Below are 11,527 nucleotides of genomic sequence, written 5' to 3'. Positions count from 1 at the left end.
AGAAAGTCTTGCGGAAATTTTGGATCAGGTTATTCAAGACGGTGATTTAATTTTGGCGCAAGGCGCTGGCAATGTGAGTAAACTATCCCGTCAATTAGCCGATAAGTGGACAGAAAATTAATTGGAAGTAGTATGAAAAAAACATTAAAACAAAAAAATTGCCGTGTTACTTGGCGGAACTTCTGCCGAGCGTGAGGTTTCACTTAATTCAGGCGAAGCCGTGCTTAATGCGTTAAAAAGCCTTGGTTATGACGCGCACCCGATCGATCCGAAAACCTTTCCTGTGGCGGAATTAAAACAACAGGGCTTTGATCGTGTATTCAATATTTTGCACGGCCGCGGTGGGGAAGACGGCACAATGCAAGGCTTGCTTGAGCAAATTGGTATTCCTTACACAGGCTGTGGCGTAATGGCATCTGCCTTAACAATGGATAAAATGCGGACCAAAATGTTGTGGAAAGCTTTTGGTTTGCCAGTGGCGAATATGGAAATCGTAACAAAATCAACAGTATCCGAACTAAATCCTGCCGCAGTTGTCGAAAAATTAGGTCTGCCGTTAATGGTAAAACCTTCGTTAGAAGGTTCAAGTGTAGGGCTAAGAAAAGTCAATCAACTTGATGAATTACAAAGTGCGGTGGAATTTGCCTTAGGTTTTGACGATACCATTTTGATTGAAGAATGGCTTGCAGGTGATGAATTTACTGTGCCTGTTTTAGATAATGAAGTATTGCCAGCGATCAAAATCGTGCCTGAAGGTGAGTTTTATGATTATGAAGCGAAATATGTTTCCGATAATACGCAATATTTTTGTCCAGCAGGTTTAACTGATGAACGCGAGCAAGAATTACGTCAATTAGTGAAGCGTGCTTATGATGCAGTAGGTTGTCGTGGTTGGAGCCGTATTGATGTGATGATGGACGGTGAAGGACAATTCCGCTTAGTGGAAGTGAACACTAACCCAGGAATGACCAGCCATAGTTTATTCCCAAAATCAGCCGCAACGGTGGGTTATTCTTTTGAACAGCTTGTAGAGAAAATTTTGGAGCTTAGTGTTTAATGAAGTTATGGCGACATAAAGCGACACAAAGCATACGCACTGGAGAGCCAAGAGCTCGCTTTTTTATGCAGGTCAAGCCATTAATTGTGCTATTATGTCTAGGGTTAATGTTTTATGTTTACTCAAATTGGCAAAATTGGCTCGAAAAACTAGATGATCGCCCTATTAGTGCCTTTAATCTCGTAGGAACACCGGCATTCACCACTGATGAAGATGTGCGTGATATGCTGATAAAAATGGGCGATCTTAAAGGTTTCTTTGGGCAAGATGTGAGTTTAGTGCGTGAGCAAATCCAAAAAATGCCTTGGGTTAAACAAGCCGTAGTGAGAAAAATCTGGCCTGACCGACTAAACATTTTGGTCAGTGAATATACGCCTGTCGCCGTTTGGAACGATAATGAATTTTTATCTAGCGATGGCGTGGTATTCAAATTACCAGTGGATAAATTACAGGATAAAAATTTACCGCACTTAGCAGGGCCGGATTATCAAAGTTTAGTGGTGTTAGATGCGTGGAAAAAGATTTACCAAGATCTAAAAACAAAAGGGCTAACATTAAAATCCGTTGCCATTGATGATCGAGAGGCTTGGCAATTAGAACTTGATAATGGCGTATTATTAAAATTGGGACGGGGTGGAAAAGCAAACTCGATCGTTTTGCCACCATTTATCCGCAAATTGAAGTTCCTGAAAATAAAAAGTTATCCTATGTCGATCTCCGCTATAAAGTAGGGGCTGCCGTAGGAATGGTTGATATAAACGAATAATTTTACCTGATAAGAAGTTAGAAAATGGCAAAGATTGTGGAATCAAAAACGATTGTTGGATTGGAAGTCGGTACTTCTAAAGTCGTCGCTGTTGTGGGTGAAGTGTTGCCAGACGGCGTAGTGAATATCTTAGGCGTGGGAAGCTGCCCTTCCAAGGGCATTGATAAAGGTAGCATTACTGACCTAAACGCAGTGGTTACCTCAATTCAACGGGCAATCGAGGCGGCGGAATCCGTGGCAGATTGCCAAATTATAAGCGTTACCTTGGCGATTACGGGCGATCACATTCAAAGCTTAAATGAAAGCGGTTTTGTGCCGATTGTTGAAGGTGAAGTTACGCAAGAGGAAATTGATTCCGCAATGCACACCGCCAGCTCAGTGAGAATGGGCGAAGGGCTTTCCTTATTGCATATTATTCCGCAAGAATATGCCGTAGATAAACAGGTAAATATTAAAGATCCTCTAGGCTTACAGGGCGTTCGTTTAAAAGCGCAAGCGCATTTGATCGCCTGCCATCAGGATTGGCAAAACAACCTTAAAAAAGCGGTAGAACGCTGTAAATTAAAAGTAGATAAAATCGTTTATTCGGGCGTGGCATCAGGTTGCTCCGTGCTAACGGAAGATGAAAAAGATCTTGGCGTGTGCTTAATTGATTTCGGTGCTGGCACAATGGACATTGTGGTTTACACCAACGGCGCATTGCGTTTTAGTAAAGTAATTCCTTATGCAGGAAATCGTGTTACCGATGACATCGCCTATGCCTGCGAAACCTCAAGAACAGAAGCTGAACGCATTAAAGTGAATTACAGCAGTGCGTGGAATCCTCCATCTTCACACCCAGAAAAGCGAATTGAAGTGGCAGGCATCGGTGGACGAGCACCGCGCGTGCTAACAAAAGAACAATTATCGGTTGCGACTTCTGCGCGTTATGAAGAATTATTAGGCTTAGTTCGCCAAGAATTAAACCAATTACAGTACGAACTTGAAAGCAAACAAATGAAGTTTGAATTAATCGCCGGTATTGTAATTACTGGTGGTGGCGCACAGATTGAAGACTTAAAACAATGTGCAATGAAAGTGTTTGGAATGCAAGTGCGTATCGGTAGCCCATTAAATATTACCGGCTTAACCGATTATGTAAATAAACCGCAATATTCTACCGTTGTGGGGTTATTACAATATAACCATAATGATGAAGATGAAAGCCCAATTAACGAACAATATGGCTCAGGAGAGAGTGTTTTAGGGGCATTCTGGTCAGGATTGAAAAAAGTTGTAAATAAAGTGCGGTCAGAATTTTAACCACTTTTATTTAAAATGGGAGAAACAAAATGAATGATACATTATTGATCAGCGTGCTTGGTATCGGAACTTATGGCACAAAAGCACTCCATATGATTATGGATAAAATGCAGAAAAACGATCAAGACGATACGTTCATTACCGCACCAAATAGCAATGAATTTGCGTTTTATGCCATAGATAACGATAAAGAAGTGCTTAATTCAAGTAACGCGCAAGATAGCTTATTGCTCAGTGATGAATTAAATCAAGAATCTTTGGCGGATCAACAAGTAGAAGAAAAATTACGCCAAATGGTGGGCGACAGCGATTTTGTTATCTTGGTTTCAGCCGTTGGAGGTAACACATCGTCAATGGTGATTGCAACGGTTGCAGATAGACTTAACGCAATGAAAATCCCAATGGCGGCGGTAGTCGTGAAACCGTTTGAGTTTGAAGAGCAAAAACGTATCAATAATGCAGAGGTTGCGATCAGCAAATTGGAAAAATTAGTTACAACCCTTAAAGTGTTAAATAATAACGAAGCGATCGCAAAAACTGATAATCAACCTTCAAAACAACTGTTTGCCCAAGCGGATAGTGAATTGGTTGAGTTCGTATTAAGTTTTAGTGAAAAACATTTTATTGCTTAAAAATAAAAGTGCGGTGGAAAATTTACGATTTTTTCGACTTCTTTTATTATTTTTGGGAATTTTTAGCAATAAAGTGCGGTCAGAATTTTGAGAATTTTTATTTTTCATCTACAATAAGAGCAATTTAAGTTTTAATTTTGTGCCAGCAAATCTTGGCATTAACGGAGAATAACTATGTTTGAACCAGTGGATTATGATCTTGGTGATATGAACGGCGCACTGATTAAAGTCGTTGGTGTTGGTGGTGGTGGCGGTAATGCCGTAAACCATATGGTTGCTAATATGATTAAAAACGATATTGGCGGCACGTTAGTGGGCGCTGATGAATTAGCTTTCCCAACAACAAATGACGAACACGATAGAATTATTTTCTATGCCGTAAACACAGATGCGCAAGCATTGCGTAAAAGCAATGTGCAACAAACTGTTCAAATCGGTGGTTCAACAACTAAAGGACTTGGTGCGGGTGCGAACCCAAATGTGGGGCGTAAAGCCGCAGAAGATGATCAAGATGCCATTCGTGCAATGCTTGAAGGGGCTGATATGGTGTTTATCGCCGCGGGTATGGGCGGTGGTACAGGAACAGGTGCTGCACCAATTGTTGCGCAAATTGCAAAAGAATTAGGTATTTTGACTGTTGCCGTAGTAACCAAGCCTTTCTCATTTGAAGGTAGAAAGCGTATGCAATTTGCTGAAATGGGAATTAAAGAGCTTTCTAAACACGTTGATTCTTTGATCATCATTCCAAATGAGAAGTTATTAAAAGTATTAGGTAAAAACATCAGCTTAGTGAATGCTTTTGCTGCTGCAAATGATATTCTCCGTAATGCAGTAACAGGTATTTCCGATATGATTACTTCTCCGGGTCTAATCAACGTAGACTTTGCAGACGTTCGTACCGTAATGTCTGAAATGGGGCGTGCAATGATGGGCTCGGGCGTTGTTCAAGGTGAAGCTGGTGATGGACGTGCAGAGAAAGCGGCACAAGAAGCGGTTGCTAGCCCATTATTGGAAGATGTGGATTTAGCTGGCGCAAGAGGGGTGCTTGTTAATGTTACTGCAGGTTTTGACCTAACCTTAGATGAATTTACCGTGGTGGGGGATACAATCAAAGCCTTTGCTTCAGAAGAAGCTACTGTTGTAGTGGGAACAACCTTAGTGCCAGATATGACAGACGAATTGCGCGTAACGATTGTTGCAACGGGTATTGGTGATATTGATGAGCCAGATATTCAAATTGCACCGCGTACCGCACCATTAGGTCAGCCGATGCAAAAAGCAAATCCAGAACCATTTGGGCAACAGCAGGCAACAGCTTATCAGCCACATAATCTACAACAAGGACAAATGCCAAATCGCCCTGCGGATTTAACGAATAGAAACATTTTAGATACGCCAATTACTGATCGCTTAAATTCTCTTAAAAGAGAAGATGGTTTAGTTAACGCGAACAGTTTTATGCGTAAACCAGAAGATAAGTAAAGGAATAAATCTTATTGTTATACAGTGGATTTAGAAAACATTATGATTAAACAAAGAACCTTAAAACAGAGTATCAAAGTAACAGGCGTGGGGCTACATAGTGGTAACAAAGTAACTCTAACTTTACGTCCTGCAATGGCAAATACTGGGGTGATTTACTGCCGTACGGATTTAAACCCACCAGTAACGTTCCCTGCCAACGCAAATGCCGTACGTGATACAATGCTTTGTACTTGTTTGATAAATGAAGAAGGCATTCGTATTTCAACGGTAGAGCATTTGAATGCCGCCTTAGCTGGCTTAGGCATTGATAATGTGATTATTGAAGTGGACGCGCCAGAAATTCCAATTATGGACGGCAGTGCAAGCCCATTCATTTATCTTTTATTAGATGCAGGCATTGAAGAACAAAATGTAGCAAAAAAATTTATTCGCGTGAAAAAGCCAATTCGTGTGGAAGACGGCGATAAATGGGCAGAATTTAAACCTTACAACGGTTTCCGTTTAGATTTCACCATTGATTTCAATCACCCTGCGATTGGTAAAGATGTGCGTAATTATGTAATGGATTTCTCCGCACAAGCGTTCGTGCAACAAATTAGTCGTGCAAGAACCTTTGGTTTTATGAAAGACATTGAATATTTACAATCACAAGGTTTAGCGTTAGGTGGTAGCCTAGATAACGCTATTGTGCTTGATGATTATCGCATCTTAAATGAAGATGGTCTTCGCTTTAAAGATGAGCTAGTGCGCCACAAAATGCTTGATGCTATTGGTGATTTATATATGTGTGGTTATAACATCATCGGTGATTTCAAAGCCTATAAATCAGGACACGGCTTAAATAACAAATTGTTAAGAGCCTTGCTTGAAGATCAAGAAGCGTGGGAGTTTGTTACCTTTGAAGATAAACAGCAAGTACCACAAGGTTATCTTGCGCCAAATCAAGTATTTATCTAAATCGTAAAACGAATAAAGCCATATTAAAAAATATGGCTTTATTTTTCACCGCACTTTATTTTATTCACTTTTTTCCATTTCTATCCGTTTCACAATATCTTGCAAAATCGTTTTTAATTTTTCAAAAACAAATAATACTCGCTCACTCACCACGCTTTGATAAGGGCGATATAAATAAAGCTGCCATTTTTGTTTTTCCACCTCTGGAAACAGTTCTACCAATTTGCCTTGATCGATATAAGGCTGGCATAAAATATCAATCAGCTGCGAGCAAGTTCGCCCTGCGAGCGCCGATTGCAATTCGCTATACATATCGGAAGCCAAAAATTTCGGGTGGGTTGGAATAAAATGCTGTTGGGCATTAATTTGCCAGTGCCAAATGCGTTTCAGTTTCGGGTTAATCAAGCCGCTGAGCGGATAGTTTAACGCCAGATCTTGTAGGCTCTCAGGCGTGCCTAAACGTTGCAATAATTTTGGTGCAGCAACAATTTTTTCTGCAAGGTAAAGATATGATGGGCTATCCAATCTTGTTCTGGCTCAAGGCACACGCGCAGCCCAATATCAATTTGATCATCAATGGTTTTCAGCTTATCTAAAGAAACACGCCAATCAATGACCAAATCGGGATAGGGTTCAAGTGCGGTCAATAATTCATATAAAAGCTGATCGTTATAAGGCATAGGCGGTACGGTAATTCGCACAATGCCTTGCATCGCTTTATCATTAATTTTTTGTGAAGAAAAAAGCCGTTCGCTATCGACCAATAATTGTTGTGCTTGGGGCAGAAATTGTTCGCCAAATTCGGTGAGTTTAATGCTACGCGTATTACGTTGAAACAAGCGTTCACCCAGCAGATTTTCTAGCTCGGCAATCATTCGGGTGACCACTTGTGGCGATACCGCAAGGCGTTGTGCAGCTTCGCGAAAATTTAAGGTTTCACTGGCAACACTAAAATAACGAAGTGCATCAAGTTTATTCATATTATTCCTTTTTTGCGAATAGTCTATTCCGATTTTATCCCTTTTCAATGTAATTATCTAGGGATAGAATGCACGCCAGAAAAAACGCTAAAACGGTTTTTCATAGTGAACTTTATAAGATAAAAACTTTTGGAGAGTAAAATGACAGATTTAAGTAAAAACCCCGTGGCGGATCGCGCTGAACACAATGCGTTCTTCCCATCAGAATATTCTTTAACACAATATACCAGCAAAAAAACAGATTTTGACGGTTTCAAATTCGATAAACCTTATACTGGCGGTAAACACAAAGTATTAATGATCGGCACAGATGAGCGTTATATCGAAATGCAAAACGGTAAATTATTCTCAACAGGTAACCACCCCGTTGAAATGTTATTACCTATGTTGCATATGCACCACGCAGGCTTTGAAATTGATGTGGCAACCTTATCAGGTAACCCAGTTAAATTAGAAATTTGGGCAATGCCAGAAGAAGACAAAGCGGTAATGGATTTATATAACCAATACTTGCCAAAATTAGTAAATCCGAAAAATTAGAAGATATTTTACCTGAAGTGTTAGCGGAAGATTCACCTTATATCGCGGTATTTATCCCAGGGGGTCACGGCGTATTAGCTGGCGTGCCACACAGCAAAGACGTGAAAAAAGTGTTAGATTGGGCATTAAATAAAGATAAACACGTGATCACTTTATGCCACGGCCCAGCGTCTTTATTAGCGGCTGGCGTAGGCGAAAAAGCGGAAGATTTCCCATTCAAAGGCTATGAGCTTTGCGTATTCCCTGATTCATTAGATGAAGGCGCTAACCAAGCAATCGGCTATATGCCAGGTAAATTACAATGGTTAGTGGGTGAAAACCTTGCTAAATTAGGCGTGAAAATTATGAACGAAGGCATCACAGGTCAAGTTCATAAAGATCGCAAATTGCTTACTGGTGACAGCCCATTAGCATCAAATAATCTAGGTATTTTAGCTGCTGGTGAATTATTGAAAGCAGTGAAATAATCCAAAGAGCGGTGTAAAAATTGAGAAAATTTTCACCGCTCTTTTTTTATCTAATAAGATCAATGAAATAAGGAATAACAATGAGCAATAATATTCAAGGCAAAGTGGTATTAATCACAGGGGCGTCAAGTGGACTAGGTGAAGAAACCGCGCGTCATTTAGCGTCATTAGGGGCTAAAGTGGTGTTAGGCGCAAGACGCTTAGAGCGTTTGCAAGCCCTTGCTGAGCAAATTCAACAGCAAGGTGGCGAAGCCGTTGTGGTGCAAATGGACGTATCAAAACGTGAAGACGTAGAAAAATTGGCACAAGCCGCGTTGCAACAATTTGGTCGCATTGATGTGTTAATCAACAACGCAGGCATTATGCCGGGCGCGGTGATGAGCGCATTAAAAGTGGACGAATGGGATCGAATGATTGATGTGAATATCAAAGGCGTGCTATACGGCATTGCGGCGGTGCTGCCAACAATGCTCGCACAAAACTCAGGGCATATCATCAATCTTTCTTCTGTGGCTGGCTTGAAAGTGTCATCGGGCGGCGGCACGGTATATAGCGCCACAAAATTCGCTGTGAAAGCCATTAGCGAAGGGTTGCGTGCCGAAATGGCAGGACATAATATCCGCGTAACCACCCTGTACCCAGGGGCGATTGAAAGCGAACTAAAATTCAGCAGCAGCGATCCAGAATCTCGCGAACGCGTGCAAAAATTCTATGCTGCCCACGAAATCCCCGCCAGCTCCATTGCCCGTGCTATTGCTTATGCGGTGGAACAGCCAGATAACGTTGCCGTGAACGAAATCACCGTTCGCCCAACGGTGCAAGAGTTTTAATTTACGCCCATTTTTATCACATAATGCCGTTTTTGAACGGCATTATTGTTGTTACGGGAATAAGGAAAATATCAATGCAGCAATTAATGCAACAAATTAATATGCGAGAAGCGGGAACGCCCGATGTGTTATTTATAGAACAAGCCGCCATTCCCACAGCACGAGCAGGTGAGTTGCTCGTAAAAGTCGCTTACGCTGGGGTAAATCGCCCTGATATTATGCAACGCCAAGGGCTGTATCCAATGCCTAAGGGCGTTACGCCAATTATGGGCTTGGAGCTTTCCGGCACAGTGGTTGCGGTTGGTGAAGGTGTGAGTGAATTTCAGCTAGGCGATAAAGTTTGCGCCTTAACAGATGGTGGTGCTTATGCTGAATATTGCCTTGTGCCAGCTAGCCAAGCCTTGCCAGTTCCTAAAAATTATTCGTTGCTAGAAGCCGCCGCGTTGCCCGAAACCCTTTTCACCGTTTGGGTAAATTTGTTTATGCAACAACAGGTTAAAGCAGGGGAGAGTCTATTGGTTCACGGCGGAACAAGTGGCATTGGGCTAACGGCGCTTGCTATCGCACAAAGCCTAGGCATTAAAACCTATGCTACCGTAGGCAATGCAGAAAAATGTGCCGTTGTTGAACAATATGGTGCGGTTGCGATTAATTATAAAACGCAAGATTTCGCCGAAGTTATTCAAAGTGCGGGCGGAATTGATGCGATTTTAGATGTGGTCGGCGCGAGTTATTTCCAACGAAATTTAGCTTGCTTAAAGCAAAATGGCAGATTGTTTTTAATCGGCTTTATGGGCGGTGCCGTGGCTCAAAACGTAGATTTATTGCAAATCGCCTTAAAACGCGCCCACATCACTGGATCAACAATGCGTAGCCGCACTAAAGCTGAAAAAGCGGAAATCGCAAAATCGTTAAAACAAAATGTTTGGGGCAAATTAGAAAGCGAACAAATCGCCAAGCCAATTATTCATCAAGTATTTGATTTTAAAGATGTTCAACAAGCACACCAAGAAATGGATAAAGGCACGCATATTGGCAAGGTGATGTTGGCGTTTGATAAGGGGGAATAGGGGGATGGATTTTTAGACTATTGAGATTTCTTTGTAATTAGCCAAACAATAAAGTGCGGTGTTTTTCAATGAATTTTAAAAATTCAAAAAATTTCTCGCCGCACTTTAAAATTCACCTTAGCTACATTTTTAATTCAAATGTCTGAAAGAAAAAGAAACACACATTCATTTGATCTCAAATAAAATCTTGTTTATCCTACCCCAATCCCCTATAACCGAGATAACAAAATGGCACTGGATTTAGCAGAAATTAGACAACAAATCACCCAAATTGACCGCAGTTTATTAAAACTGCTTTCGGAGCGTCATCGTTTGGCTTATGACGTGGTGCGTAGTAAGGAAATCACGCAGAAAGCCTTGCGTGATGTGGAGCGTGAGCAACAATTATTACAAGAATTGATTCAATTTTCTGAAAATGAAAATTATCAGCTTGATCCACAATATATCACGCAAATTTTCCAGAAAATTATTGAAGATTCTGTGCTGACTCAGCAAGCCTATTTGCAAAAGAAACTCAATGAACAGCGTGAGCAAAATAGCCATATTGCTTTCTTAGGCAAACGCGGATCTTATTCTCATCTTGCGGCACGCAGTTATGCAACCCGTTATCAAAAACCGTTCATTGAACTGAGTTGCAGCTCTTTCGAGCAAGTATTTGAAAAAGTGCAAAATGGCGAGGCGGATTACGGCATTTTGCCGCTGGAAAACACGACTTCAGGTTCAATTAATGAAGTCTATGATTTGTTGCAACATACGGATTTATCGCTCATTGGTGAATTGGCATACCCGATCAAACATTGCGTACTCGCAACAGAACACAGTGAGTTAAGCCAAATTGACACCCTATACAGCCATCCGCAAGTGATCCAGCAATGCAGCCAGTTTATTCGCAGCCTTGATCGTGTACATATCGAATATTGCGAAAGTAGCTCACACGCAATGCAGTTAGTGGCAAGCCTGAATAAGCCAAATATTGCAGCATTGGGGAATGAAGATGGTGGCCATCTTTATGGCTTACGCGTGCTAAAGAGCAACATTGCCAACCAAGAGAATAACATCACCCGTTTTATTGTGATTGCCAAAGAACCTGTGGTGGTATCGCCGCAAATTCACACTAAAACCCTGTTATTAATGACGACAAATAAACGCCAAGCAGGCTCATTGGTGGAGGCGTTATTGGTGTTCAAAAAGCATAATATTAATATGACGAAACTGGAATCCCGCCCAATTTATGGTCAGCCGTGGGACGAAATGTTCTATCTTGAAATTGATGCCAATATCAATAACCCAGAAGTGCAACAAGCGTTAGAAGAATTGCAAGCACATAGCAACTATCTAAAAATTCTCGGCTGCTATCCGAGTGAGATTGTAAAGCCTGTGGAAGTAAATTAAGCAGGTAAAATCTAAAAATACAAGGCATAATAGATAAAAGTGCGGTGGA

General features: G+C 41.2%; 11 protein-coding genes and 2 pseudogenes. 12 read left to right on the top strand and 1 reads right to left on the bottom strand.

Features of this window, described 5'->3' with window-relative positions:
- The 7 genes and pseudogenes from C3Z13_RS12915 to lpxC all read left to right on the top strand — a co-directional run.
- Positions 1-121: hypothetical protein (locus C3Z13_RS12915; RefSeq protein ID WP_425427437.1), on the top strand; the 121-nt coding region annotated here is incomplete at its 5' end.
- A gap of 42 nt (positions 122-163) precedes the next feature.
- The gene (locus C3Z13_RS00055) at positions 164-1,057 is read left to right on the top strand and encodes a D-alanine--D-alanine ligase (RefSeq protein ID WP_103854586.1); all 894 of its coding nucleotides are present in this window, start codon (positions 164-166) and stop codon (positions 1,055-1,057) included.
- A pseudogene (locus tag C3Z13_RS00050) lies at positions 1,057-1,823 on the top strand (cell division protein FtsQ/DivIB). Before C3Z13_RS00055 ends, C3Z13_RS00050 begins: the two are co-directional and overlap by 1 nt.
- 24 nt (positions 1,824-1,847) lie before the next feature.
- Complete coding sequence (gene ftsA, locus C3Z13_RS00045) at positions 1,848-3,125, top strand: cell division protein FtsA (protein WP_103854585.1); 1,278 nt, start codon at positions 1,848-1,850, stop codon at positions 3,123-3,125.
- Positions 3,126-3,154: 29 nt separating this feature from the next.
- On the top strand, positions 3,155-3,757 hold the full coding sequence (locus tag C3Z13_RS00040; protein WP_103854584.1) for an FtsZ/tubulin family protein: 603 nt from the start codon (positions 3,155-3,157) through the stop codon (positions 3,755-3,757).
- A gap of 174 nt (positions 3,758-3,931) precedes the next feature.
- The gene (gene ftsZ, locus C3Z13_RS00035; RefSeq protein ID WP_103854583.1) at positions 3,932-5,239 is read left to right on the top strand and encodes a cell division protein FtsZ; all 1,308 of its coding nucleotides are present in this window, start codon (positions 3,932-3,934) and stop codon (positions 5,237-5,239) included.
- A gap of 42 nt (positions 5,240-5,281) precedes the next feature.
- Complete coding sequence (gene lpxC, locus C3Z13_RS00030; protein WP_103854610.1) at positions 5,282-6,199, top strand: UDP-3-O-acyl-N-acetylglucosamine deacetylase; 918 nt, start codon at positions 5,282-5,284, stop codon at positions 6,197-6,199.
- Positions 6,200-6,259: 60 nt separating this feature from the next.
- Here lpxC and C3Z13_RS00025 read toward each other — a convergent pair.
- A pseudogene (locus C3Z13_RS00025) lies at positions 6,260-7,179 on the bottom strand (LysR family transcriptional regulator).
- 141 nt (positions 7,180-7,320) lie between these two features.
- Between C3Z13_RS00025 and C3Z13_RS11970 the strand changes: the two are divergent.
- The 5 genes from C3Z13_RS11970 (at position 7,321) to pheA (ending at position 11,478) form a co-directional block, all read left to right on the top strand.
- Entirely contained in the window at positions 7,321-7,719 is a 399-nt protein-coding gene (locus C3Z13_RS11970; protein WP_245872477.1) for a type 1 glutamine amidotransferase family protein, read from the top strand.
- 17 nt (positions 7,720-7,736) lie between these two features.
- Positions 7,737-8,186 (top strand): type 1 glutamine amidotransferase family protein, encoded by a 450-nt coding sequence (locus C3Z13_RS11965; protein WP_245872476.1) that lies wholly within the window; start codon positions 7,737-7,739, stop codon positions 8,184-8,186.
- An 80-nt stretch (positions 8,187-8,266) separates the two neighbouring features.
- Positions 8,267-9,016 carry an SDR family oxidoreductase gene (locus C3Z13_RS00015; protein WP_103854582.1) on the top strand — a complete coding sequence of 250 codons (750 nt, stop codon included), beginning with the start codon at positions 8,267-8,269 and terminating at the stop codon, positions 9,014-9,016.
- A 74-nt stretch (positions 9,017-9,090) separates the two neighbouring features.
- The gene (locus C3Z13_RS00010) at positions 9,091-10,086 is read left to right on the top strand and encodes an NAD(P)H-quinone oxidoreductase (RefSeq protein ID WP_103854581.1); all 996 of its coding nucleotides are present in this window, start codon (positions 9,091-9,093) and stop codon (positions 10,084-10,086) included.
- Positions 10,087-10,314: 228 nt separating this feature from the next.
- Complete coding sequence (gene pheA / locus C3Z13_RS00005) at positions 10,315-11,478, top strand: prephenate dehydratase (RefSeq protein WP_103854580.1); 1,164 nt, start codon at positions 10,315-10,317, stop codon at positions 11,476-11,478.
- Positions 11,479-11,527 lie beyond the last annotated feature (49 nt).

It is taken from the genome of Avibacterium endocarditidis, assembly GCF_002921145.1.
Taxonomy (GTDB): domain Bacteria; phylum Pseudomonadota; class Gammaproteobacteria; order Enterobacterales; family Pasteurellaceae; genus Avibacterium; species Avibacterium endocarditidis.
Note: the sequence above shows the minus strand (reverse complement) of the source record. Positions and strands in the feature narration are given on the sequence as shown.

What these genes read in the sequence shown, in the direction of transcription:
- C3Z13_RS11970 (WP_245872477.1), top strand. Translation starts at nt 7,321, where the DNA reads ATGACAGATTTAAGTAAAAACCCCGTGGCGGATCGCGCTGAACACAAT.
- C3Z13_RS00015 (WP_103854582.1), top strand. Translation starts at nt 8,267, where the DNA reads ATGAGCAATAATATTCAAGGCAAAGTGGTATTAATCACAGGGGCGTCA.
- C3Z13_RS00040 (WP_103854584.1), top strand. Translation starts at nt 3,155, where the DNA reads ATGAATGATACATTATTGATCAGCGTGCTTGGTATCGGAACTTATGGC.
- C3Z13_RS00010 (WP_103854581.1), top strand. Translation starts at nt 9,091, where the DNA reads ATGCAGCAATTAATGCAACAAATTAATATGCGAGAAGCGGGAACGCCC.
- ftsZ (WP_103854583.1), top strand. Translation starts at nt 3,932, where the DNA reads ATGTTTGAACCAGTGGATTATGATCTTGGTGATATGAACGGCGCACTG.
- pheA (WP_103854580.1), top strand. Translation starts at nt 10,315, where the DNA reads ATGGCACTGGATTTAGCAGAAATTAGACAACAAATCACCCAAATTGAC.
- ftsA (WP_103854585.1), top strand. Translation starts at nt 1,848, where the DNA reads ATGGCAAAGATTGTGGAATCAAAAACGATTGTTGGATTGGAAGTCGGT.
- lpxC (WP_103854610.1), top strand. Translation starts at nt 5,282, where the DNA reads ATGATTAAACAAAGAACCTTAAAACAGAGTATCAAAGTAACAGGCGTG.